This is a genomic window from Arthrobacter sp. P1_B9 (assembly GCF_056406495.1).
Genome location: NZ_JBFUAA010000003.1, coordinates 146,607 through 170,633 on the forward strand (window position 1 = coordinate 146,607; position 24,027 = coordinate 170,633).

Sequence of the window (24,027 nt, forward strand, 5' to 3'; positions counted from 1 at the left end):
AGTCCCAGCCTACCGAAAACCTCACGGGAACCCGGCTTTTGGGGATTGGCAAGCGCGGGAACGGTGCCGGGACGGGGGTTTCGCACCCGCCCGCCCGGCGCCCGCCGCCGGGTCCGCAGGGAGCCGTCTGAGCGGCCGCTGCGGGCGGACTCCCGGGAAACGGCGCTAAAATGGGCGTTTGGCCCAATGGCCGACAGTTCCAGAAGGCCACGGAGGGTCATGATTACTACACTTAACGAGCGCATGCGCGGGCTTGCCTCGCTGTTCTGGCGCGAAGTGGCCAAGTTCGGTGCCGTCGGCGGCATCGCGTTCGTCATCGACAACGGACTGACGTTTTACCTGATGCACGGTCCCATGACCGACAGCGAGGCCAAGGCCCGCTTCTTCGGGGCCAGCGTGGCGACGGTCTTTTCCTGGGTTGCGAACCGTTTTTGGACGTTCCGGCACCGCCGGCAGGCCAACGTGCTGCGCGAGTTCGTGATGTTCCTCATCATCAACGGGATCGGCATCGGCATCTCCACCGGCCTGACCGCCGTCGCGAAGTACGGCATGGGAGTCACCGACAAGAACATGCTCTTCCTGGCCGGGGTGGTCGGCATCCTGGTCGCGACCGTGGTCCGGTTCTTTGCCTACCGCTTCCTGGTGTTCAACCAGGAACTCGACGCAGAGCCCGAGTTCTCGCACGACCACGAGATCATCGAACGGCACCCGCACTCCCAGCCGGTTGCCACGGCAGCCGTCAGGGAACCCGTCAACGATCCGGAACTGCCCGGCCCGCCGGCCTAAGGAACCGCCGTCCCAGGGGGATCAGTGCCGGGAATTCAGCGCGTGGGGATCAGTTCCCGCTGATGCGCTCGGCGTCCCGCAGTTTGCCGGTCACCTCTACCTCGGGGTGCACCAGGACCACGGAACCGTCGGCCTTCCAGGTTCCCAATGACTGCGCAAGGACGGTTTCGAGGCCGTCGGCCGCCGGAACGAGCAGCCGCAGCCCGGGGCCCTGGGCCGCGGCAAAACCGTCCAGGAGCGCCCCGTGCGCATGGGCTGCGCCGTCGGAGGTGCGGACGGCGAGACGTCCCGCCTCCGGATCCACGTGGGGCATGAAAATGTCGCCGTGGGAGCGGACCTCGGCGGCGTAGTCGAGGACGCCGCTGGGCAGTTCACCCGTCCACCGCATGGCCAGTGCCGGCAAAGACACGGCCAGGACGGCGTCGAACCCGCCCGCGGCAGCGCCCGGACCCGGGTCCGCGGTGGCAAGCAGGTCAGCCTCCGCGTCGTCGAAGACCACTTCCATGCCAAGCTGCCAGGCCGCGAGGGCCAGGATCACCGACTTCCAGTGCGCGGGCAGGTCCAGGCGCAGCCGCATGCCCGGTTCGGCGTCGAGTTCGTCCTGCAGCAGGTTGGAAGTCTTCGCGACCCAGTTGTCCAGCACGCGGCCAGAGAGTTCAACCCGTTCCGAATCGGGGCCGTACCAGGTCAGCCGGGGCGCCGTGGCCTGGCCGGACCGCAGCGCTGTCATCAGGTCGATTGCCGGAATGCTCATGCCCTCATCTTGCCACGGCTGTTGTCGCGGCCGATGAGTCCCCGGCTCCGTGACGTCCGTCACCCCGGCGGCCCCGGCGTTCGGCGGGGTCCGCGCAGGGCGCGGGAAAATTTCCCGAAAATTCAATGAAAAGCCCCAAAAGTGCTCAGTACCCTGATTATTCCGCGGGTTCTCGCGGGAGAGGCGAAAAAATTCCGGGCGTGGCGTGCCTCCACTTTGTGTATCAAGTTGATTATTATCTCCGCCGTGGCTTGACTCCCGGATACTTACACGCGTGTAATTAGTTATCTAAAGCCACTGCACAAAAACCGGCACTCAACCGAGTGTCCAAGGGGGTCTTGCAGTGGCCGCAAATCAGGAGGGGGACGCCATGGGGCTAGCAGAGCGTATCCATGAAGATGCCGTAGTTGCCGGCCAGGCCACGGCGAAATACCGGTCACGCGGCGTGCCGACTGACTGGTACGTAGATCCGGCGGATCCGGACGCAGCTGACCGCTATAACGAACACACCAAGGATTCCCTGCAGGAGGCCGCCACGGCCTTCCTCGCAGCGCACGACGAGCTCCTGTCCGGCCCGGATCATGACACCGATCCCCTCGACCCGCCGATGGAGCTCCATTCGCCCGGTTCCGGTACCGCCGGGCAGCCGGTCTGGATCGGCCTGCCGTCCCGGCAGGAATTCGACGACGAGGGCGAGCTCGGCTGGCAGACCGATGCCCTGTGCGCCCAGACTGATCCCGAAGCCTTCTTCCCAGAAAAGGGCGGCTCCACCCGCGACGCCAAGAAAGTCTGCGGCGCCTGCAATGTGCGTTCCCAGTGCCTCGAGTACGCCTTGTCCAACGACGAGCGCTTCGGGATCTGGGGAGGCCTCTCCGAGCGCGAGCGGCGCCGGCTTAGGAAGCGAGCAGTCTAATTCTTCAAGAAGTACGAGTCACCGCCGTCGTGGTCTCCCACGACGGCGGTGATTTTCTCCCCAGGACCCTTGCGGCGCTGGCGGCCCAAACACGGCCCGCCGACGCCGTGATCGGTGTCGACACCGGATCCCGCGACCACTCCGCCGCCCTCCTTGAACAGGAACTGGGCAAGGCCAACGTCACTGTCTTCGACCAGCCCAGGTCCGGCATGGGTGGCGCCGTCATGGCCGGGCTCAAGGCCCTCGCGCCGTGGCCTGCGGAGGGCTCCGCCGCCACGGCGCCGGGCACCGACTGGATCTGGCTGCTGCACGACGACGCCGCACCGGCACCCGAGGCCCTGGCCGAACTCCTCCGTGCGGTCGAGCGGGCGCCGTCGGTCACGGTTGCAGGCTGCAAGCAGCTGGACTGGCATGCCGAGCGGCGGCTGATCGACGTCGGGCTCTCCACGAGCCGCTGGGCCGAGCGGCTGACGCTGATCGACGCCGACGAGCTCGACCAGGGCCAGTACGACGGCCGCAGCGATACCTTTGCGGTCAATTCCGCCGGCATGCTGGTCCGCCGCGACATCTGGGAGGAGCTCCGGGGCTTCGATCCGGCCCTGCCCGGCAGCGGCGACGACGTCGACTTCTGCTGGCGCAACCGTCTCGCCGGGCACCGCGTGGTGGTGGTCCCCAGCGCCCGGATGTTCCATGTCTCGCACCGTCCCCACGCCCTTGGCAACGCGACGGCCGCACGCAAGGCACAGGTGCACCTGCGGCTCAAGCACGCGGCCGGCTGGAAAGTCCCGCTGCACGCGGCCGGCGCCCTCCTGGGCAGCCTCTTCAAACTCGTCCTGAGCATTGCGGTCAAGGACCCGGGACACGGGTTCTCCCAACTGCTGGCGACCTTTGCCGCACTGGGCCGCCCGGCGGCGGTGGTCCGCGGACGCCGCAACGCCGCGCGCACCCGCCGGATCCGGCGCTCCGTCATGAAGGGACTGCAGACGCCGCGCCGTGAGGTCTGGGCGCACCGGCGCTCCCTGATTGAGGCGCTCGGCGCCGACGACTTCGGCAGCGAATTGACAGGTGCCGGTCCGCTGGCCGAGCAGCCCACCGGGAACACCGGCAATGCTGACGATTTCGCCGCCATCGCCACCCCGGACCGCGGCTGGGTGGGCAGCGGTGCGGTGCTGGCCATACTCCTGACCCTGGCGGTCTCCCTGACAGGGCTGCTTAGCCTGTTCCGGGCCCCGGCCGTCTCCGGCGGCGCGCTGATCCCCGTCTCATTGCGCCTCTCCGAAATCTGGAACCATGCCTCCACCTGGTGGATCAGTCTGGGCGCGGGCCTGCCGGGCCACGGCGACCCCTTTGGCTACCTGCTGTGGGTGCTCGGTGTGCTCGGCGCCGGCGATGCCAACGGCGGCGTGGGCTGGTTGTTGATCCTCGCCATGCCGCTGTCTGCGCTGGGCGCGTGGTTCGCTGCCGGCGCCCTGACTGCCCGCCGGAGGCTGCGCCTTGCGGCCGCTCTGCTGTGGGCCGCGGCGCCGGCACTCCAGGTGTCCCTGAACCAGGGCCGGCTCGGCGCCTTGGTCGCGCACGTCATGATCCCGGTGGTCGTCCTGGCGCTGCTCCGGGCGACCGGCACGGCCGCGGGCCGCGGCATCCATGCCGTCCCGGCCCCGGGGCAGGGACGGCTCATCCCCACGCCGGCCGCCCGTCCCGGCGTCAACGGGACGCCGTCGTGGACGGCTGCGGCCGCCGCGGGCCTCGCCCTGGCCGTGGTCACCGCCGCGGCGTCCTCGCTCCTGCTGCCGTCCATGGCCGTCGTGGCCCTCTGCGGCGTGCTGTTGGGGCGGCGCGGCCGCACGGTGTGGTGGGCGCTCCTGCCCAGCCTGGCACTGTTCCTGCCCTTCGCCTTCTCGGTCCTGGACCGGCCGCGGGCGCTCCTGGCCGACCCGGGCCTGCCGCTCGGTTTCGACGCCGCCCCACTGTGGCAACAGGCCCTGGGGCAGCCACTGAACTTCGACGCCGGCGCCGGACTCACCGGGCTCAGCGCCTTCGGCGGGTCCGCCGCAGGTTCCGCCGGGCCGGCCGGTCTGCCGTGGGCACTGCTGCTGGCCTTGCTGTTGGGGCTGCCGGTGCTGCTGCTGGCCCTGGCCGCACTCTTCATGCCGCGCCGGCTTGTGCTGGCCGGACGCACCCGGACGGCACGGGGCCTGTGGGCCGTGGCCGTCCTGATGCTGGCCGGCGGCTGGCTCGCCGGGCATGTCGCCTCCGGCGCCAGCGCCGAGGTCCTGGTCACGCCGTTCCCCGGCCCCGCCGTCTCGGCTGCCGCGTTCGCGTTCCTGGGCGCTGCCCTGATCGGAGCCGAAGGGCTCCTGGACGCCGCCGACCGGACCGCCGGTACCGGGCTGGCACGGAAGGTCCTGATCCGCGGCACGGCCGCGGCATCCATGGTCCTGCTGCTGGCTGCGCCCCTGGCCGGGTTCACCGTGTGGACCGCACAAAACCTGCTGCAGCCCACGTCGCAGACACCGACACAGGCAGCGGCAGCCACCGCGGGACCCTCCGGTCTCGGGACCCCGAGGCTCGTCCAGCCTGCCCAAGCCCGCACGCTGCCCGCCACGGCGGTTGATCGCGGCGAGGGCCCGGAACAGTCCAGGACGCTCCTGATTGCCAGCAACGAGGACGGAAGCTTCGACGCAACACTCATGCGCGGCGCCGGGACCACCCTGGACGCACTCTCAACGATCGCCGCCGCCCGCGGCATCATGGGAGCGCCGGGCCAGGAGACGGTCCGCGACGACGACGCCGTCGCCGGATCGCTCCGGAACGTCGTGGCCACCATCGTCGCCGGCGAAGGCGTGGATCCGCGGGAGGACCTCGAGCGGCTCGGCGTCGGCTTTGTCGTGCTCCGGGTTGCCGATTCAGCCTCCGAATTGACGGCCAGCCGCATGGACGCAGTCCCCGGACTTGTCGCCGTCGGCCAGACGGGGACGGGCTGGCTCTGGCGGGTCAGCCCGCAGGACCGGCCCGGCATCACGGACTCCGACGTCGCGCACCGGGTCAGGGTAGTGGACGGCAGCGGCGCCGCCATCGGACTGCTCCCGTCCGAAGAAGTCTCGGCGGCCGGCACGGTCCCGGCCGGCCCCGAGGGCCGCCTTGTGGTGCTCGCCGAGCGGGCCGATCCGGGCTGGAGCGCCTGGCTTGACGGGCGCCGCCTGACCTCAACGACGTCGGGATGGTCGCAGGCCTTCACACTGCCGGCCCAGGGCGGCCAGTTGAGCATCCGTTACGAAGCGCCGTGGGCCGTCCTGATCGGGATTGCGCAGGCCGTGATGATCGGGCTGACCGTCCTCCTCGCCGTGCCCATGCCTGCCCGCCGGTCCAACACCGGCCTGTCCAGGGACGAAGCCTCCCTGCGTAAGGAACATCAGCATGTCTAAGGGCCACAACGAAAAAGAAACCGAAACGGAAGCCGAGACGGGTCCGTCGCCGCGGAAGCGGCGGCTGCCGCGGGCCGGAGTGATCGGCGGCATCCTCTCCGCGGTGGCCCTCGTTGCCGCGGGCGGCGGCTTGGTATCGGCGGCGTCGCTGACGCCCCAGAACCCCGCCAGCAGGCAGCTCGAGGCCCCCGTCGCCGCGGTTCCGGCCGGCAGCAGCGTCGGGGTCTGCCCGGGCCCGGCCCGGCTCCTTGAGGGCACCCCCGTGGGCACCGACCCCCAGTTCAGTCCGGAATCCGCCACCGCGAAGACAGCCGTCAGCGCCGCCGTGCTCGGCTCAAGCGCCGGCATCATCCCCGGCAGCCGGCTCGCCCCGCTTAAAGGTGCCCCCCTCGCCGACATCGCGCCGGGCGCCGCGCCCACAGCTTCCGCGCCCCCGGCTTCCGCGGCTGCGGCCCGCACGCCCGTGCTGGTCGCCGGCGTCGTGCCCCAGCGCGAGGTGGACAACATCAGCGTCCTCAGCGCCGATGCCCAAAACAACCACCAGGCAGCTGCCGGCGCCGTCCTGAGCTACACGGCCGAGGACGGGGACCTCCAGGGTTCCGCGGCTGCCGCGTGCCAGCAGCCCGGCAACGATCTCTGGCTGGTCGGCGCCAACACTGCGCTCGGCCGGTCGGCGGTCCTGAACCTGACCAATGCCTCCAGCACGCCGGCGACGGTGAGCCTGGACCTCTTTGGCTCCGAGGGCCCGATCCAGGCTCCCGGAAGCCGCGGCCTGCTGGTGGCGCCCGGCAGCACCCGCTCCATCATCCTGGCCGGGCTCGCGCCGGGACAGGAACGGCTCGGCGTGCGGGTCCGCAGCACCGGCGGTCCGGTGGCTGCCGTGATCCAGCAAAGCGTGCTCCGCGGCCTCACGCCCGGCGGCGTCGACTTCATCACCCCCGGCACCGCCCCGTCCGTCAGCCAGGTGGCCGCCGGTCTCGACATCCAGGATCCCGCCGCGCTGGCCGCGCTCAAGGCAAAGCCCGGCTTCGCCGACGCCGGACCGGCCCTCGAAGTCGCCGTGCCGGGGGCCACCGACGCGGTGGTCGAGATCAAGCTGTATGGTCCCGACGGCCAGAAGGCGCTGCCCGGCGGCGGCGTGGTGACGGCGAAGGCCGGCGCGGTCACGGAAGTTTCCCTGGCCGGGGTCCCGGCCGGGACCTACACCGTGGCGGCGAGCTCGGATGTCTCGTTCGCGGCCACGACCCGGCTCACGCGGGGACTGCAGGCCGGGGACGCGGCGGACATCGCGTTTTCCGCCGCCTCGGCGCGGCTGGGCAGCCAGCACATCGTTGCGGTTCCGCGCACGGGCGACCGGCAGCTCGTTCTCGGTGCCCCCGCCGGCCGGGCGACCGTGACCTACACGCCAATCACTGCGGACGGCAAGATCCGGACCGCAGGCACCGCCGACATTGCCGGCGGAACCACCGTTTCCATCAAGATCCCCGCTGGCGTGGGCGGCTCGCCGCTCGTGGGCTATGTGGTGTCCGCCGCCGGGGATCCGGCGTACGGGGCACTTGTTCTGGCGCGGGACGGCCGGCAGGACATTTCCGCGGTGGCGCTGGCGCCGGAAGCGGCAGGACAACGGCAGGTCCCCGTCACGCTGGGCTACTAGGCCCGGGGCAGGCCGGACGCAGGCTCGGGCTAGTACCGGCGGCGGTAGACGGGGTCGAGGGACTCCGGGGGTACGCCGAGCATCTCGGCCGTGTATTCCACGACGACGTCGTGCACGAGGTCCTGGAGTTCGTCCCGGGTTCCGCATACCTGCTCCACCACCCGGCGGTACAGCGTGATGACCGGTCCGTCCTCGGCCGTGGCAGCAGTGAAAGCGCCCATCGGCGCGGGCGTGCGGTCCGCCACGAGCTGCTCCAGGCCCGGGGGGATCTCGTCAACGGCGAAGCGGACGCCGTCGAGCGGCTTGCCCCAGATGTCGTGCAGCCGCTGGGCCGAGTCCAGGACGAAGTCATCGAAGCGGTCGGAGCGGGTCCGGTAGCCGGGCAGGGTGGGGAGTATGAGCTCGCCGCGAAGGCCCCGGCCGTGCCGGTTCCTGCGGCGCTGCCGGAAGGTCTTTCCCTGGACGGCGGCAGGCGACCCGGCCAGCGGCGCGCCGGCGGGGCCGGAACCGGCGCCTGTGCGTCCGGCGTCGGGGTCAGCCAACCGGACCGTGAAACCCGAATCGTGGTGCGATGACTGCATATCTTGACTCTAAACCCGCGCAATGAAATACGCGATACAGCCCCGACGGCGATCCGCCGCCGCGCCGCCGCGGCCCCGCCGCGGCCGCGGCGCGGCATAACCACTGCCGTTTCAATGCGCAGCCCCCGGCCCGAGGGGGAGTAGTCTGTGATGTCGTGGGTGCAATTCGTATTTGTTCTAGGTCTGCCTGCCGCAATTCTGCGGTGGCCACTTTGACGTACGTCTACGCCGACTCCACGGCCGTTCTGGGCCCGCTGGCGACGTACGCCGAACCGCACTGCTACGACTTGTGCGAACAGCACGCCGATTCGCTGACCGTGCCGCGCGGCTGGGAAGTCATGCGGCTGGCGATGCCCGCAACCCCGGCCGGCCCCGGCCCCGACGACCTCCTGGCCCTTGCCAACGCGGTCCGCGAAGCGGCCTCCCGTCCGGCTGCGGGGGAAACGGCGAAGGGGCAGCGCACGCTGCACCCGGCCCTGGAGGCACCGGCCCCGGCCGAGGGCGTCCGGCGCGGACATCTGCGCGTCCTGCGCGAACCTTCCTAAGGCGTCAACTGGCGGTAGGGTGGAAACTGCAAAAAGCCGTCAGCCACTTAGCCACCGGCGCCCTGTTGCGGCGCCCATCAGGGAGCGTTCACCATGCCCAAGCTCAGTTCCGAACTGTTGTCTGTCCTGCGATGCCCCGTCACCGGCTCCGGCCTGGTGCAGGACGGCGACGAGCTCGTCACCGTCACGGCAGATGGCGCCGGGAACAAGCTGCGGTACAAAATCGAGGACGGCATCCCGCTGCTGCTTCCGCCGGAACTGCTGCCCGCCGCCGCGGCGGCCCCCGCTGATCAGCACGACGCCGCCCCGCGCCACGCCGCGGAATAGCGCGCCCCGCGCCACGCCGCGGAATAGCGCGCCCCGCGCCACGCCGCGGAATAGCCGCCCCAAAACGCCGCCGGGCACCCATCAGGGAGGCCCGCGGCACCGAATGACTGCTTAGATCCTGCTCCAATCCAGAATCGCCCAGCTCCAGACACGCGATGCCACCGGCCACAACAAAGGACTCAGATGACTTTCGATTACAAGATTGCGGACATTTCCCTGGCCGAGGCGGGCCGCCACCAGATCCGCCTCGCCGAGCACGAGATGCCCGGACTCATGTCCCTGCGCGAGGAGTTCGGCGCCAGCCAGCCGCTCAAGGGCGCCCGGATCGCCGGATCCCTGCACATGACCGTCCAGACCGCGGTGCTGATCGAGACCCTTACCGCCCTCGGCGCCGAAGTCCGCTGGGCCTCCTGCAACATCTTCTCCACCCAGGACGAAGCCGCCGCCGCAGTGGTGGTCGGCAACGGCACCGTCGAGGACCCCCAGGGCGTCCCCGTCTTCGCCTGGAAGGGCGAGACGCTGGAGGAATACTGGTGGACCGCCCAGCAGATCCTCACGTGGCCGGGCGCCGACGCCAACCCTGAGCTGGGCCCGAACATGATCCTGGACGACGGCGGCGACGCCACCATGCTGGTGCACAAGGGTGTCGAGTTCGAGGCCGCCGGCGCTGTCCCCGCCGCCGCCGAGGACGACTCCGAGGAAGGCCGGGTGTTCCTCGACGTGCTGCGCGCATCCCTCGAGGCCGACCCGCAGAAATGGACCCGCATCGGCGCCCTCCTGCTCGGCGTCACCGAGGAGACCACCACGGGCGTGCACCGCCTGTACCAGCTGGCGGAACAGGGCAGGCTGCTCTTCCCGGCGATCAACGTCAACGACTCTGTCACCAAGAGCAAGTTCGACAACAAGTACGGCATCCGCCACTCCCTGCCGGACGGCATCAACCGCGCCACCGATGTCCTGATGGGCGGCAAGGTCGCCGTCGTCTGCGGTTACGGCGACGTCGGCAAGGGCGCAGCGGAGGCCTTCCGCGGCCAGGGGTCGCGCGTGATCGTCACGGAGATCGACCCGATCTGCGCGCTCCAGGCGGCCATGGACGGCTACCAGGTCGCCAAGCTGGAATCCGTCCTCAGCGAAGGCCACATCTTCATCACCACCACGGGCAACAAAGACGTCATCATGGCCAAGCACATGGCCGAGATGCGTGACAAGGCCATCGTGGGCAACATCGGGCACTTCGACAATGAGATCGACATGGCCGGGCTGGCGCGGGTCCCCGGCATCAAGAAGGTCGAGATCAAGCCCCAGGTGCACGAGTGGGTCTTCGAAGCTGACCCGGCCACGGGTAAGGGCGGCCGCTCCATCATCGTCCTGTCCGAAGGCCGCCTGCTGAACCTCGGCAACGCCACCGGACACCCCTCGTTCGTCATGAGCAACTCCTTCGCCAACCAGACGATCGCCCAGATTGAACTGTTCACGAAGGCCGGCCAGCCCGAGGGCGAGCGGGAATACGAGAACCAGGTGTACGTCCTGCCCAAGATCCTGGACGAAAAGGTCGCCCGCCTGCACCTGGGTGCCCTCGATGTGGAGCTGACCGAGCTGTCCAAGGAACAGGCGGAGTACCTGGACGTCGACGTGGCCGGACCGTACAAGCCCGGTCACTACCGCTACTAGGAACCCTCCCAAAGGGCCCCGGACGAAGGTCCGGGGCCCTTTGTTGTGACCGTTTTGGGGGCACTTTTGTAACCGGATCGTGGTCGAATCGGGCCGGGGTTCCAAGGTAATTCGCTTATGCTGGCAGGATGACGTGTGGAAACGCCCGGGTCCTGTGATGGCCCTGAAAACCTGGAGTACCGGCCGAAAGATCGCCCTGCTGGGGGTGCTCTGTGCCCTGGCAGCCGGCGGCGGAGCCTTCGCCGCGGCGGCTCCGGGGCTGGCCCAGTCCGGGATTTCCTCCGAGGCCGGGTCCCCGTCCCGGACGACGCCGGGACTCGCCGTCCCGGTGGTCGCCCCCGCAGAACTGGCCGTCTCGCCCGCCGACGGCGCCAAGCAGGTCAACCCTGCGGCGCCGGTTTCCCTCAAGGTCACGAACGGCCGGATTGACCGCGTGGCTCTGACGAGCGATGACGGCGACACCGTTGACGGCACCTTGGGCACGGACGGGTCCGCCTGGACGTCCTCCGGCAACCTGACATTCAACACGCGGTATAACTTCACGTACTCCGTGGTGGACGACGCCGGACGCGAGACCCACAGCACGCGCGCGTTCACCACCGTGTCGACCGCCAACGAGGCCGACGCCGCCATATACCCCCTGGACGGGATGAAGGTAGGTGTGGCCCAGCCCCTGCAGATCACTTTCAGCGAGCCGGTCCTGAACCGGACCGCCGTCGAAAAGGCCATCAAGATCACCTCGACGTCCGGCCAGGTGGGTGATTTCCACTGGTTCAACAACAACACTGTTCGGTACCGGCCGGAGGCCTTCTGGGCCGCGAACAGCACCATCACCATGGACATGAAGCTGTTCGGCGTCGAGCTCGGCAACGGGCAGGTCGGCAACTTCAACAAGACAGTAACGGTCCATATCGGGGACAAGAAGGTGGCCGTCGCCGACGCCAAGGCCCATACGTTCTCGGTCAGCATCAACGACAAGCCGGCCGGACACTGGCCGGCGACCATGGGCGACACCCGGTTCCCGTCGGCACGGGGCTTCCTCGTGTTTATGGAGAAGCACCGTGTGGAGCACATGGATGCCTCCACGATTGGGCTTAAACCGGGGGACCCGGCCTACTATGGCCAGCTGGACGTCAACTACGCCACGCGCCTGACGCCCAGCGGGGAATTCATCCACCAAGCCACGGAGTCCGCGATGCCCTACATCGGCAAGACGAACCTCTCCCACGGCTGTATCGGCCTGGGCCCGGACGGCGCGAAGTGGGTGTTCGACAATATGACCACCGGCGACGTCGTCCAGGTGGTGAACACCGAGGGGGAGTACGCCAACTTCGATGACGGCTTCGGGGACTGGAACATCCCTTGGGCCCAATACGCCAACTGACGGGGTGGCACCTCGCTGAGCCCAATCCTCTGACGGTAGGCTCAGAGCCAGATAAGTTGCGCAGCCGGGCGCAGGCCGGGCAGCGCAGAAGCCTACGGAAGCGAAGCTCCACGTGACTGACAAGAGTCCCACCCCTCCCGACCGGCCGGATCCGCACCTGGATCCGTCGGACGACACCGACGAACCGGCGTTCGACTGGATGAAGCCGGCCGCCGCCGGCAAGCCCACGGCGGGCACGGCAGCCGGCCCGGCAGGATCAGCCGCAGCAGCCGGCCCGGCAGGGCCGGCCGCAGCCGCCGGCAAGGCAGGATCAGCCGCAGCAGCGGGATCAGCAGAGGGCACGGCAGCGCCGTCGGCAACGCCCACCGCCAGCCAGCCGGAGAGCCGCGCCGACCGCAAGGCGGCCGAGGCCGCCGCCACGGGGCCGTCGGATACTTCCCCGTCGGACGTGGCCACGTCGAATGCTGCCACGTCGAATGACGAGGCGCGCGGGGCAGGAGCCGGCGCATCAGCCGGCGCACGTCCTGACACCGCCCCCGAGGACGAAGTCGAACGCCGCAACGCCGAACGCCGTAATGCCGAACGCGAGCAGGCGGCCAAGGCCAAGCCCGTCCTCCCGCGGGTGCTTCAGGTGCTGCTCGCCGTGTTCTACCCGGTCATCCTGCTGGTGCTCGCCGTCCGCGCCGTGACCAGCCCCCTGTTCCTCTGGGTGGAATACAACCGTCCGGGCTTCCCCGGTGACGGCTACGGCTTCAGCACCGATGACCGCATGACGTACGGTTCCTACGCGGTGGACTACCTCAGCAACTGGTCGGGCCCCCGCTACCTCGGCGATCTTGTGGACCAAAGCGGGGAGCGGTTGTTCAAGGACGGCGAAGTCAGCCACATGGCCGACGTCAAGGCCGTGATCCTGTCCACTTTCGGCGCCGGTACCCTGCTGATCCTGCTGGGCCTGGCGGCCGTGATCTACCTCAAGCGGCGCCACAACGGGGGAGTCCGCCGCGGCCTGTTCGCCGGCTCGATCGTCACCCTTGCGCTCATCACCGGCCTCGGGACCCTCGCGGTACTCGGCTGGGAGCAGTTCTTCACCGATTTCCACCGTATTTTCTTCGCCAACGGGACCTGGACATTTACACTTCAGGACACCCTGATCCGGCTCTTCCCGGGCCAGTTCTGGATGGACGCCGGGATCGTCATCGGAAGCCTCGTGCTGCTCGCTTCCTTGGTCACCCTCGTCCTGACCTGGCCCACGCGCCGGCGCCGCGGCCTCGGCAAGAAGGCCGCCGCCACGTCCAAGGGCACCGATACTGATGCCGGCGCCGGCGCCACCGCCGAGGCTGCGCCCGCGGCGGACGGCACGGCCGGCAGCGACGCAGAGGGCCCGGCGCGCACCCGGCACACCGTCTGACGACGGGCCGGTTGTCCGGGGTCAGCCGTAGATGCGGTTGATGTGCTGTTCGTAGTCCCGCACGACGGCGGCCCGCTTGAGTTTGAGCGAGGGGGTCAGGTGCCCTGATTCCACGGTGAAGTCGGCGTCCAGGATGACGAAGCTGCGGATGGACTCGGCCTTGGAGACCGTGAGGTTCGCGGCATTGATGGCTTCCTGGATCGCGGCCCGGACCGTCTGGTCCGCGGCGGCTTCGGCCGGCGCCATGACGGGCACCTTCCGGGCGGCGCACCAGTTGCGCAGTCCTTCCGGGTCCAGGTTCACCAGTGCCGAGACGAAGGGCCGGCCGTCGCCAACGACCACGGCCTGTCCGACCAGCTGGTGCTCCCGGATCTTCTCCTCGAGGGGGCCCGGGGCGACGTTCTTGCCGCCGGCTGTGACCAGCAGGTCCTTCTTCCGGCCCGTGATGGTCAGGAATCCGTCCTCGTCGAGGGAGCCGAGGTCGCCGGTCCGGAAGAAACCGTCCACGAAGGCCTCAGCGTTGGCGGCCTCGTTGGCGTGGTAGCCCTTGAAGACGCCGATGCCCTTGACCAGGATCTCGCCGTCGTCGGCCACCCGGACCGTGGTGCCCGGCACCGGGATGCCGACGGTGCCTACCTTGGTCCGCGCCGGGGTGTTGGCTGTGCAGGGCGCCGTGGTTTCGGTCAGGCCGTAGCCTTCCAGGACGGGGATGCCCACGCCGCGGAAAAAATGGGCGTCGTTGGAGCTCAGCGGGCTCGCGCCGGAGACCGTGTACCGCAGCTGGCCGCCGAAGGCCTGCCGGAGCCTGGGATACAGGATCCGGTCGAAGACTGCGTGCCGGGCACGCAGCAGGAGCCCCGGGCCCGTGCCGTTGCCCCGGGAGGCGGCGTCGAGGGCCTTGGAGTAGTCGATCGCGGCCGCGGCTGCGGCTGTGAAGATCCGTTCCTTGCCGGCGGCGTCCGCCTTCTGCGCGGCTCCGGCGTAGACCTTTTCGAAGATCCGGGGGACCACCAGCAGAAAGGTGGGTTTGAAGCTGTCCAGGTCGTCCAGGAGCTCTTTGGCACTGGCGGTGTGGCCGAGGGTGGATCCGGAGCTCAGGCAGACCACCTGTACCGCCCGGGCCAGGACGTGCGCCAGGGGCAGGAACATCAGCGTCCGGGAACGCGGCTGCATGAGGAGCTCGGGCAGGAACAGGACGATGTTCTTGGCCACGAGGGCAAAGTTGGCGTGGGTGATCTCGCAGCCCTTGGGCTTGCCGGTGGTGCCCGAGGTGTAGACCAGGGACGCGACATCCGCCAGGGACGCCGCGGTCCGGTGGCGTTCCAGCTCGGCGTCGGTCACCCCGGTGCCGGCCGCGGCCATGCTTGCCAGGTTCGGTGCGGCGCCGTCGTGCTCCATCCGCACGACGGCAACAAGCCGGTCACCGAGGACGGTGGAGGCGTCCAGGACGCCCTGGACGAGGGCGGCCCTGGCGTGGTCCTCGACGAACACCCGCCGGGCCCCCGAATCATGGAGAATCCACTCGACCTGGGCCGCGGAGGAGGTCTCGTAGATCGGGACGGTGACGCCGCCGGCGAACCAGATGGCGAAGTCCACCACCGTCCACTCGTACCGGGTGGCGGACATGACCGCGACGGTTTCGCCCGGCGTGAGTCCGCCGGCGATCAGGCCCTTGGCCAGGGCAGTGACCTGCTCCAGGAAGTGCTGGACGGAGACGTCGGTCCAGCCGGCGGGGCCTTTGCGGGAGTAGAGGGCGTGCACGGGATCCTTCGCGTGCTGCTCCAGGAGCAGGTCGGTCACGTTGCTCTCCGGGTCCAGCTCCACGAGCAGTCCGGTGCTTGCTTCTCTCACAGCCGAGTCTCCATTTCCTGGTCCGCCCGGAGTTCGGCGGACATTCCCCTGCAATCCTGCCCTAGATCCAGGACGGCATCCACATCCGGATGCGCCAGTCCTGGTACGGGATCACCTCGGCCGTCCAGACCGGGTAGAAGAACGCGGACACCAGCACGGCCGCCACCACGAACAGCGCCACCAGGTAGAACCCGGACCGCCGGCGCCAGAGGGGGTCGGCGCGCTGGCCGAGCACCAGCCCCAGGCAATAGACGAGCGCCAGCACCAGGAACGGTTCAAAGGACACGGCGTAGAAGAAGAAGGTGGTGCGCTCCGGGTACATGAACCAGGGGAGATATCCTGCGGCCACTCCGGCCAGGACTGCGCCGGCGCGCCAGTCGCGGCGGCCCGCCCACCAGAACAGCAGGACACCCAGGCTCACGGCCGCGCTCCACCAGATCAACGGGTTGCCGACGGAGAGGATGGCGGTGGTGCAGTTGGTCAGCTCGCAGCCCGGGGTGCCCTGCCCGGGGGATTCGTAGAAGAAGGACGTGGGCCGGCCCATGACCAGCCAGCTCCAGGCGCTGGCCTCGTAGGGGTGGTCGGCACTGAGGCCCTGGTGGAACTTGTAGGCCTCCAGGTGGTAATGCGCCAAGGACCGTACGGCGTTCGGCAGCCAGCCCCACTCGGCCGAGGGGTTGGCGTCGGCCCAGTGCCTGAAGTAGGCGTCCGTGGAACGGAACCATCCGGTCCAGGTGGCGCCGTAGACCAGGGCGGCCACCGGAACGATGCTCAGGAAGGCCGGGATGCCGTCCTTGAGGATGCCGCCGCTGATCCAGGCATGCACGCCGGCTATGCGCCGCGCACTGAGGTCCCAGAAGACGGTCAGCAGGCCGAATCCGGCCAGAAAGAACAGGGCGGACCATTTCGTGCCGACCGCCAGGCCCAGGCAGACGCCCGCCGCGAGGCGCCACCACCGGATGCCGAGCCAGGGCCCGGAGGTGAGCTGCAGTGCCGAGGGCCGCCCCGTGGCGGAGGCCGCGGCCTGCCGGCCGAGCCGGGCAGCGAGCCGCCTCCGGCCGTCGTCGCGGTCCATCAGCAGGGCCCCGAACGCGGCGAGGATCCAGAACATCAGGAAGATGTCCAGCAGCGAAGTCCGGGACATGACCAGGTGGTGGCCGTCCACGGCAAGCAGGATGCCGGCCACGGCACCCAGGGTGAGCGAGCGGAAGAGCTTTTGCGCGATCAGGGCCAGCAGGAGGATGGACAGCGTCCCCGTCAGGGCGGCACCGAACCGCCAGCCGAAGGGGTTGTCCGCCCCGAACAGCCACATGCCCGCGGCGATCATCCACTTGCCGACCGGCGGGTGGACGACGTACTCCGGCGTGTTCAGCAGCACGCCGGGGTGGCCGGCGATGAAGGAGTCGTTCGCCCGGTCCGGCCAGCTGCGCTCGTATCCGCTGACCAGGAAGGAGTACGCGTCTTTGACGTAGTACGTTTCGTCAAAGACCAGGTTGCGCGGCGTGTCCAGCCGGACGAACCGCAGGACGCCGCCCAGCGCGGCCGTCAGGACGGGAATGAGCCAGTACCAGAGCCGAAGCGACGCCGGGTAGTCCCGCCAGCTCTGAAGGCCGCCGATCAGGCGTTCCCTGAGGGCCTCCGGGGTGTTGGCCTCGGCGGGGCGGCCGATCCAGCGGTGCCCTTCAAGGTTGCGGCCGGCGCTGAAGCGGCTCCGGTCCTTGCCGGCTGCCCGGCCGTCGGGACGGCTGGGACCTGTTGCCGGCGATGCATCGGGGCCAGTCTCGGGCTGCCGCGTGGGGGTCTGGGTCACGTTGCCCATGCTACCTTTCGCAGCTGTGCTCGCAGGCCCCCGCCCCGGCGGCAGTAGGCTGGTCCTGTGGACCACGAACCCAGCCCTTCCCCCCTTCCTCCCCTCGATCCTCCCTTCGACGGCGATGCCGCCGCCGCCGTTCCCGCCCCTGATTCCGCGTCTGATTCCGCCGCTGTTTCCGCCAGTGTTCTCGCCCCTGGCGGTTCCGGCAGGATCGTTCTCGCCGCGACGCCGATCGGCAATGCGGGCGATGCCTCGGCGCGGCTCATGGAGTTGCTCGCGACGGCGGACATCGTCGCCGCGGAGGACACCCGGAGGCTGCACCGCCTTGTGCAGAACCTCGGCGTCACCGTGGCCGGCCGGATCATCAGCTATCACGAGCACAATGAGGCAGCCAAGACGGCTGACCTGCTGGAGCAGGTCCGGTCCGGCAAGACTCTTGTGATGGTGACCGACGCAGGCATGCCCTCTGTCTCTGATCCGGGGTTCCGGCTGGTTGAAGGCGCCGTCGCGGCCGGCCTCACCGTCACCGCGGCCCCGGGACCCTCCGCCGTGCTGACCGCCCTGGCCCTGTCGGGCCTGCCGACGGACCGCTTCTGCTTCGAGGGTTTCCTGCCCCGCAAGGCCGGTGAACGCTCCTCGCGGCTGGCCGATCTCGACACCGAGCGGCGCACCATGGTGTTCTTCGAGGCGCCGCACCGGCTGGAGCCCATGCTGAGGGCCCTGCGTGAGAGCTTTGGCGCCGACCGCCGGGCCGCCGTCTGCCGCGAACTCACCAAGACCTATGAAGAGGTCATCCGCGGCACCCTGCGGGAACTGCTTGAATGGGCCGAGTCCAGCGAGGTACGCGGCGAAATCGCCGTGGTGGTGGGCGGCGCCCCGGAACGCGAACCCGGCCGCCCCGAGGATCATGTGGCCGCCGTCAACGGGCTGATAGCCCAGGGCATCCGGCTGAAGGAGGCTGTCGCCGCAGTGGCCGATGACGCGAAGGTCAGCAAGCGCGAACTCTATGCCGCGGTCCTCGCCGCGCGCTGAGCCGTGCGCTGAGCCAGGTGGAGGGTGCCGGGCGGCGGGTTCCGGCGCGCTGCTTGCCCCGGGGGCCGGCCGGAACCGGGCTCCACGCGCACGCAGAACGGTTGTGCAGCTGCACAGCATAGTCTGGATACAGTAGTGCGCGCATGCATAGACTTGCCAGTGAGCGCGGCAGTAGCGTGGCAGTAATCCAGACGCCCGTGCCTGCCTGTGGGAACGAGCGCCTACAACGAAAACTCATTCAAGAAACTTGTGCCCACACTAGTTCAACCGAATTGCTGACGAGGGAGTCATTGTGACTGTAACTGCCCAGCCTATTGTTTCCGCGGACCGGGAGAGCGCCCTGCTGGCGTCCGTTCCGACGGGTCTGCTGATCAACGGCGAATGGCGTCCGGCCGTGTCCGGGAAGACCTTCGACGTCGAGGATCCCGCGACCGGGAAGGTCCTGCTCAGCATTGCCGACGCCGGTCCCGAAGACGGCAAGGCGGCCCTGGACGCGGCCGCTGCCGCGCAGGAGTCCTGGGCCAAGGTCCCGGCCCGGGAACGCGGCGAGATCCTGCGCCGCGCCTTCGAGCTGGTAACCGAACGGGCCGAGGACTTCGCGCTCCTGATGACCCTGGAGATGGGCAAACCGCTGGCCGAGGCCCGCGGCGAGGTCACCTACGGTGCCGAGTTCCTGCGCTGGTTCTCGGAAGAGGCCGTCCGCGCGTTCGGCCGCTACTCGGTTTCCCCGGACGGCAAGTCCCGGCTGCTGGTGACCAAGAAGCCCGTAGGCCCGTGCCTTTTGATCACGCCGTGGAACTTCCCGCTGGCGATGGCCACCCGCAAGATCGCCCCGGCGGTCGCGGCCGGCTGCACGATGGTGCTCAAGTCCGCGAACCTGACCCCGCTGACCTCCCAGCTGTTCGCGGCCGTGATGGTCGAGGCCGGCCTGCCCGCCGGTGTCCTGAACGTCATCCCGACCTCCACGGCCGGCGCCACCACGGGCCCGCTGATCAAGGATCAGCGCTTGCGCAAGCTGTCCTTCACCGGTTCCACCGAGGTTGGCCGCCGGCTGCTCGCGGACGCGTCCGAGACGGTGCTGCGGACCTCGATGGAACTCGGCGGGAACGCCCCGTTCGTCGTCTTCGGGGACGCCGACATCGACGCCGCCGTCGCCGGGGCGATGCTGGCGAAGCTGCGGAACATGGGCGAGGCCTGCACCGCGGCGAACCGGTTCATCGTGCACGAGTCCGTCGCGGCCGAGTTCGCGGAGAAGTTCGCCGCGAAGATGGCGGATATGACCACCGCCCGCGGCACCGAGGCCGAGTCCAAGGTCGGCCCGCTGATCGATGCCAAGAGCCGGGACAAGGTCCACGAACTCGTCACCGACGCCGTGAACTCCGGTGCTGTCGCCGTGACCGGCGGCTCCGCCGTCGAAGGCCCGGGCTACTTCTACAAGCCCACGATCCTCACCGGCGTGAGCGAGGGCAGCCGGATCCTGTCCGAGGAAATCTTCGGACCCGTCGCCCCGATCATCACCTTTGACACCGAGGACGAGGCCGTCCGGCTCGCGAACAACACCGAGTACGGGCTGGTGGCCTACGTCTTCACCCGGGACCTGAACCGGGGCATCCGGATGGGCGAACGGCTCGAGACCGGCATGCTGGGCCTCAACGCCGGCGTGGTCTCCAACGCTGCCGCCCCGTTCGGCGGCGTCAAGCAGTCCGGTCTGGGCCGTGAAGGCGGCCTCGAGGGCATCGAGGAATACCTCTACACCCAGTACATCGGCATCGCCGACCCCTACGCCGGCTAGCCACGCCAGCTACCCGCGGCGCACCCGGCGGACGGAGTTGCGGATCTTTCCCCAGGATCCCGCGAACCCCCGCCGGGTGCGTCGTGCTGTCCGGGAGTATTGTGCTGTCCGGGAGAGGAACCCGCGGGGCAGCCGGAGGGCCCGTCGCCAGCCGGACATGACCGAGGGCGGCAGCCAGGCCGCGCGCAGCCGGACCAGGAAGCCGGCGTTGGCGCGCAGCGAGGCCTGCACCAGGGCGATCCTGGCCGCGGCGGAGTCGGCCGGATCCGCGGAGCCTGCGGTCCGCGCCGGACCGGCCACGCCGCCCGGGCGGCCGTACTGCTCACGTTCGAAGTCCTCGGTCAGGGCCGCCGCGGCCCGCTGGCCGGGCCCGTCCGCACCGCCGGGTTCCCCCAAAACCGTCGAGGCGCGCAACCGCTCGGCGAAATTCCGCGGCGTTTCGCTCGCTCCGGGCGCCACCCCGTAGTCCGTGGCCAGATCCCGCAGTTCCGCCCAGGCCGGCAGCGCCGTCCCGGCCGTGACGCCGGGATAGCCGCGGGCCGCCGTCCTCAGCCTGCGGCGCCGCACGCCGCTGCGCACCAGCCGCGGGGAGGCCACCAGCAGCGCCAGCAGCAGCACCGCGGCAACGCCGTACAGCGCCTGTGCCGCCTGCGCGCCGCTGGGCGCCGGCGTGCCCGCTCCGGGAAGCGGGACCGTCCCGGGGACCGGGAACGGTGCCTGGGTGGAACCGTCACCGGGGGTCAGGGCGTCGTTGCGGTCGTTGGTGCTGGCACCGCTGCGTGCGGCAGCATCCGTGGCGTACGCCGGAACGACGCCGCGGGACGGTGTCGGCTCAAACGCGACCCAGCCGATGCCCTGGAAGTAGAGCTCCGGCCAGGCGTGGGCGTCCCGGGCATCGACCTCGAACTCCGGAAGCGGGCCCTGGCCCGAGACCGCCACGGTGGCCCCGGTGGGGCGCCCCGGCGCGTAGCCCACGGCGATCCTGCTCGGAATGCCCTCCAGCCTGGCCATCACGGCCATGGCGGAGGCGAAATGAATGCAGTAGCCGCTCTTCTGGGTCAGGAAGTCCGCCAGCACGGACAGGCCGTTGCCGTCGTAGCCGCCCTGCACGGGGGACTGCAGCGAGTAGCTGAACTCGGCGGAGCGCAGATACCTCTGGATGGCCATGGCCCGCGAATACGGCGAGTTGGCACCCGCCGTCACAGTTTTAGCCGTGCTGCGCACAACCTCCGGAACATTCGACGGTTCCCGGAGGAACAGCTCGGGGACACCGGTCACCGGCCCGGAAGCGCCCGCCAGCAGCGCTGCCGTGAGCTGCGGAGTGACGGACGAGACCACATATTGCTGGTCGCGGGAATTTGTGTCCACACCCTTGATGCTCAGCGTGGCGGGGTCCCAGCTCCAGCGCCCTGAGAGTCCGTTGACAGCTTCCGGCGCATACGGTGCGGGCAGGTACGGGCTCGTGTACTGGCCGGTGTTGACGGCCGTAATTACGCGGAGCTCGGCCGGGGCGGTTTCATGCCCGGCCTCGAGCCGGCCGGTTCCCGGCTGCCGGCTCGACTCCCGGTCATCGGGTGACCAGGAATCGCCGTCAAAGGTGTCCACGGTCACCGAGCGCAGGTACGGCGTCGTCGGCGCGTTCGTGGCGAAGGTGATCCGGCCCTCGCCGGAGGGGCTGCGCAGGCTGTTGCCCAGGCTGATCATCGGATTGAGGCCGGTGGCGCCGCCGAACGGGTTCAGCCGCGAGCCCTGCGGGAACGTGCCCTGGTCGAAACCCGGGATGACCAGCTGCAGCACCAGCGTGAGGGTCAGCGCCGCGACGGCCGTGACCGTGCCGCGCCGGAGCTGCCCGGGGTTGCGGGCGGTGTCGGCCAGGGTGCGGGTATCCGGCGTGTACCAATGGCTGCAGCCGAGGATCAACAGGTACCCGACGACGGCGCCCACGAACCCCAGCACTCCCACGCTTTGCGGCTTGACCATGGCCGGCACCACGAGGATTGCCAGGATCCCGAGCCCGCTCGTGGCCGGCAGCGCCAGCGGGAACGCCAGGGCATCGATGAGGATCACGAGCAGCCCGAGGACCGCGCAGATCAGCATGACGATTCCGGCGTTGGGGGCCACTGGGGTGCTCTCGGCCAGAACCGTTTCGCTGGCCCGCCGGAGGAACTTTCCCAGGTAGTTCATGGTCTCCGGGGAGGGGATGAACCCGGCAATGCTGTGCTGCCGGAAGAAGATGAAGGTCACGGCCACGATCAGCGCCACCAGGCCGCCGGCGGTCACCAGCCAGGGCCGGGCACGCAGGGACCGGAGCACCGCGAGGGAGAACGCAACGGAGAGCACGGTACTGAACACCGGGGAATACCAGGCCCAGCCACGCAGGACGCCGTTGAATCCGAGGGCAGCGCCCGCGACGGCTACCGCGACGGCGGTCGCCATCACCCAGGGCCGGGCGCCGGGTCCGTCCGGCCGGGACGCCGCACCGGGGGAGAGGGCCGTCGGTTCTTCTCCGCCGGCCGTGCCGGTGCCTTGGCTGCGTTGCGGGGCGAGCGTCATGGCCGGCCCCCCACGCCGCGGCGGACGTCGGCCCCGGCGGACATCCCCGGGTCTGCCTGGTCGAAGGCTGCCCAGGCGTCAGGCAGCGAGCTCTGGGCGGACACCGCCAGGGCCCGCCATCCGCCCAGCCGCAGCGCCTCCAGCACCTCGGGCACTTCGCCGGAGTCCTGTGCCCGGTCCGTGACCAGCAGCGCGAAGGCGTTCGCGCCGAACCCGGCGGCCGGGGACAGCGCCCGGGCCTCGGCCGGGGTCAGGCTGCCCAGGACCGCCAGGACAGGTCCGCGCAGCCGGTGGGCGGAAAGTTTGTCCATCAGGGTGTCGTCGAAGGCGTGCGGGGCATTACCGGTGCCCGCACCGGCCCCGGAGCGGAATCCCCCCGGCGCGGAAGATCCGGTGCTGGTTCCCGCCGCGGCCTTCTGCGGGCGGGGCCCCGTGCGGTCACGGTGCGGGTGGTTGTGGTGGTGGGTGTGGTGCGGGCCGGAAAGCTCGATGGCAGCCAGGCTTTCGGCGATGGACTGCAGCCCGGCCGTTCCGGTGTATTCCTCGGCTTCCGGGTCGGGAGCGGACGGCGAAAGCCGGAAGGCCGGCTCGCCCGCGCTGTCCAGGAACCGCAGCGAGTAGTTGCGTTCCGCGAGGTGCGCCCCGATCGACATCGCCGCCGTGACAGCCCACTCGAAGGCATCAGAGGTCAGCAGGTCGTGGCCGTCCCCCTCCCCGCCGCCCGGGTGGCCGCCGGAGGAATGGGCACTGTGGCCGAACACCCCGTGGGGGTAGGCGGAGAGCCGCTGGTCCAGGATGATGGTCGCCTCGGGGGTCGTGACGGATTCCTCCTGCCGCACCATGAGGGACCCGTGGCGGGCGGTCGCGGCCCAGTGCACCCGGCGCAGCGGATCCCCGTGGCGGTATTCGCGGGTCATGACGTCGTCGTCGCTGGGATTGGCCCGGGCCCGCGTGGGTGTGACACCGTCGTGTCCGCGGGCACCGGCGAGCCCCGTCTCCGGCAGCTCGATGGCGGCGGGCGTGACGGTGAGGAGGTCGCCGTCGTCAATTGCGTGGCGGTGGAAGGAGAGCCCGAAGGGATCGCTGAATTCCGCCGTGACGGGCCCGATCAGGAACTGGCCGCGCCTGGCCGAGCGGAGGTGGTACTCATAGCGGCTGGTGCCGCCGGCTGCCGCACGGGCCGGGAACCGGAAGACGGGCGATTCGCCGAACCGGGCCGGCAAGTGTTCCTCCATGACCGCGTGGCCTGTGCCCGCCCCGGTCCGCGCGACGGCCAGCCGCACCGTGGCACGGGCGGAGGTTTCAACCGGCGACGGGCTGAATTCGCGGTAGACCCGGAACCTCGGCTTCAGGACCCGGGTTCCGGCCAGGGCGAGCGCCGGCAGCACCAGCAACAGGACGGCCAGGGCCAGCAGGTCCCGGCGCCCCATGATCTGCGCGGCCAGCAACGACACCGCACCCGCGCCGAGCAGGCCCCAGCCGCGGCTGCTGAAGAAGTGCCCGGGGAACCGATCCCTTAACGCCACGGCGGAGCCATT

The 24,027-nt window shown here is 69.9% G+C and carries 17 protein-coding genes; 11 read left to right on the top strand and 6 right to left on the bottom strand.

Features of this window, described 5'->3' with window-relative positions; all coding sequences use genetic code 11:
- Positions 1-219 precede the first annotated feature (219 nt).
- The gene (locus AC1D1A_RS05695) at positions 220-786 is read left to right on the top strand and encodes a GtrA family protein (protein WP_223914153.1); all 567 of its coding nucleotides are present in this window, start codon (positions 220-222) and stop codon (positions 784-786) included.
- A gap of 49 nt (positions 787-835) precedes the next feature.
- Here the strand turns inward: AC1D1A_RS05695 and AC1D1A_RS05700 are convergent, their stop codons facing one another.
- Positions 836-1,540 carry a TIGR03089 family protein gene (locus AC1D1A_RS05700; RefSeq protein WP_476872704.1) on the bottom strand — a complete coding sequence of 235 codons (705 nt, stop codon included), beginning with the start codon at positions 1,538-1,540 and terminating at the stop codon, positions 836-838.
- A 370-nt stretch (positions 1,541-1,910) separates the two neighbouring features.
- Between AC1D1A_RS05700 and AC1D1A_RS05705 the strand changes: the two genes are divergently transcribed.
- The 3 genes from AC1D1A_RS05705 to AC1D1A_RS05715 are packed head-to-tail and all read left to right on the top strand — an operon-like array spanning position 1,911 to position 7,532.
- Positions 1,911-2,453, top strand: coding sequence for a WhiB family transcriptional regulator (locus AC1D1A_RS05705; RefSeq protein ID WP_230008885.1), 543 nt, complete (start codon positions 1,911-1,913; stop codon positions 2,451-2,453).
- 29 nt (positions 2,454-2,482) lie between these two features.
- The gene (locus AC1D1A_RS05710) at positions 2,483-5,878 is read left to right on the top strand and encodes a glycosyltransferase family 2 protein (protein WP_476947315.1); all 3,396 of its coding nucleotides are present in this window, start codon (positions 2,483-2,485) and stop codon (positions 5,876-5,878) included.
- Positions 5,871-7,532, top strand: a complete 1,662-nt coding sequence (locus tag AC1D1A_RS05715; protein WP_476947316.1) for a DUF5719 family protein — start codon at positions 5,871-5,873, stop codon at positions 7,530-7,532. Before AC1D1A_RS05710 ends, AC1D1A_RS05715 begins: the two co-directional genes overlap by 8 nt.
- A 29-nt stretch (positions 7,533-7,561) precedes the next feature.
- On the opposite strand, the gene AC1D1A_RS05720 is transcribed toward AC1D1A_RS05715, so the two are convergent.
- A complete protein-coding gene (locus tag AC1D1A_RS05720) occupies positions 7,562-8,113 on the bottom strand; it encodes a metallopeptidase family protein (RefSeq protein ID WP_028277395.1) in 552 nt (183 codons plus the stop codon).
- 155 nt (positions 8,114-8,268) lie between these two features.
- Here AC1D1A_RS05720 and AC1D1A_RS05725 point away from each other — a divergent pair, with 155 nt between their 5' ends.
- From AC1D1A_RS05725 to AC1D1A_RS05745, 5 genes are all read left to right on the top strand, one after another.
- Complete coding sequence (locus AC1D1A_RS05725; RefSeq protein ID WP_476856560.1) at positions 8,269-8,658, top strand: DUF3499 domain-containing protein; 390 nt, start codon at positions 8,269-8,271, stop codon at positions 8,656-8,658.
- A 93-nt stretch (positions 8,659-8,751) separates the two neighbouring features.
- Entirely contained in the window at positions 8,752-8,985 is a 234-nt protein-coding gene (locus AC1D1A_RS05730) for a hypothetical protein (protein ID WP_476931499.1), read from the top strand.
- A gap of 183 nt (positions 8,986-9,168) precedes the next feature.
- Entirely contained in the window at positions 9,169-10,656 is a 1,488-nt protein-coding gene (gene ahcY, locus AC1D1A_RS05735; RefSeq protein ID WP_476947317.1) for an adenosylhomocysteinase, read from the top strand.
- A 157-nt stretch (positions 10,657-10,813) separates the two neighbouring features.
- A complete protein-coding gene (locus AC1D1A_RS05740; protein WP_476856558.1) occupies positions 10,814-12,040 on the top strand; it encodes a L,D-transpeptidase in 1,227 nt (408 codons plus the stop codon).
- A 112-nt stretch (positions 12,041-12,152) separates the two neighbouring features.
- Positions 12,153-13,448, top strand: a complete 1,296-nt coding sequence (locus AC1D1A_RS05745; protein ID WP_476947318.1) for a TIGR01906 family membrane protein — start codon at positions 12,153-12,155, stop codon at positions 13,446-13,448.
- A 21-nt stretch (positions 13,449-13,469) separates the two neighbouring features.
- On the opposite strand, the gene AC1D1A_RS05750 is transcribed toward AC1D1A_RS05745, so the two are convergent.
- The gene (locus AC1D1A_RS05750; RefSeq protein WP_476947319.1) at positions 13,470-15,299 is read right to left on the bottom strand and encodes an AMP-dependent synthetase/ligase; all 1,830 of its coding nucleotides are present in this window, start codon (positions 15,297-15,299) and stop codon (positions 13,470-13,472) included.
- 61 nt (positions 15,300-15,360) lie between these two features.
- Positions 15,361-17,118 (bottom strand): dolichyl-phosphate-mannose--protein mannosyltransferase, encoded by a 1,758-nt coding sequence (locus AC1D1A_RS05755; protein ID WP_476859134.1) that lies wholly within the window; start codon positions 17,116-17,118, stop codon positions 15,361-15,363.
- 204 nt (positions 17,119-17,322) lie between these two features.
- Between AC1D1A_RS05755 and rsmI the strand changes: the two genes are divergently transcribed.
- Both rsmI and AC1D1A_RS05765 read left to right on the top strand, forming a co-directional pair.
- Entirely contained in the window at positions 17,323-18,144 is an 822-nt protein-coding gene (rsmI, locus tag AC1D1A_RS05760; protein ID WP_476859217.1) for a 16S rRNA (cytidine(1402)-2'-O)-methyltransferase, read from the top strand.
- 292 nt (positions 18,145-18,436) lie between these two features.
- Positions 18,437-19,936, top strand: a complete 1,500-nt coding sequence (locus AC1D1A_RS05765) for an NAD-dependent succinate-semialdehyde dehydrogenase (RefSeq protein WP_223914141.1) — start codon at positions 18,437-18,439, stop codon at positions 19,934-19,936.
- A gap of 9 nt (positions 19,937-19,945) precedes the next feature.
- Here the strand turns inward: AC1D1A_RS05765 and AC1D1A_RS05770 are convergent, their stop codons facing one another.
- Together AC1D1A_RS05770 and AC1D1A_RS05775 are read right to left on the bottom strand one after the other, a co-directional pair.
- Complete coding sequence (locus AC1D1A_RS05770; RefSeq protein WP_476947320.1) at positions 19,946-22,489, bottom strand: transglutaminase TgpA family protein; 2,544 nt, start codon at positions 22,487-22,489, stop codon at positions 19,946-19,948.
- On the bottom strand, positions 22,486-24,015 hold the full coding sequence (locus AC1D1A_RS05775; RefSeq protein ID WP_476947321.1) for a DUF58 domain-containing protein: 1,530 nt from the start codon (positions 24,013-24,015) through the stop codon (positions 22,486-22,488). Before AC1D1A_RS05775 ends, AC1D1A_RS05770 begins: the two co-directional genes overlap by 4 nt.
- Positions 24,016-24,027 lie beyond the last annotated feature (12 nt).

Coding starts and splice junctions, on each gene's coding strand:
- AC1D1A_RS05695 (WP_223914153.1), top strand. CDS start 220: ATGATTACTACACTTAACGAGCGCATGCGCGGGCTTGCCTCGCTGTTC.
- AC1D1A_RS05700 (WP_476872704.1), bottom strand. CDS start 1,540: ATGAGCATTCCGGCAATCGACCTGATGACAGCGCTGCGGTCCGGCCAG.
- AC1D1A_RS05705 (WP_230008885.1), top strand. CDS start 1,911: ATGGGGCTAGCAGAGCGTATCCATGAAGATGCCGTAGTTGCCGGCCAG.
- AC1D1A_RS05715 (WP_476947316.1), top strand. CDS start 5,871: ATGTCTAAGGGCCACAACGAAAAAGAAACCGAAACGGAAGCCGAGACG.
- AC1D1A_RS05720 (WP_028277395.1), bottom strand. CDS start 8,113: ATGCAGTCATCGCACCACGATTCGGGTTTCACGGTCCGGTTGGCTGAC.
- AC1D1A_RS05730 (WP_476931499.1), top strand. CDS start 8,752: ATGCCCAAGCTCAGTTCCGAACTGTTGTCTGTCCTGCGATGCCCCGTC.
- ahcY (WP_476947317.1), top strand. CDS start 9,169: ATGACTTTCGATTACAAGATTGCGGACATTTCCCTGGCCGAGGCGGGC.
- AC1D1A_RS05740 (WP_476856558.1), top strand. CDS start 10,814: ATGGCCCTGAAAACCTGGAGTACCGGCCGAAAGATCGCCCTGCTGGGG.
- AC1D1A_RS05755 (WP_476859134.1), bottom strand. CDS start 17,118: ATGGGCAACGTGACCCAGACCCCCACGCGGCAGCCCGAGACTGGCCCC.
- AC1D1A_RS05770 (WP_476947320.1), bottom strand. CDS start 22,489: ATGACGCTCGCCCCGCAACGCAGCCAAGGCACCGGCACGGCCGGCGGA.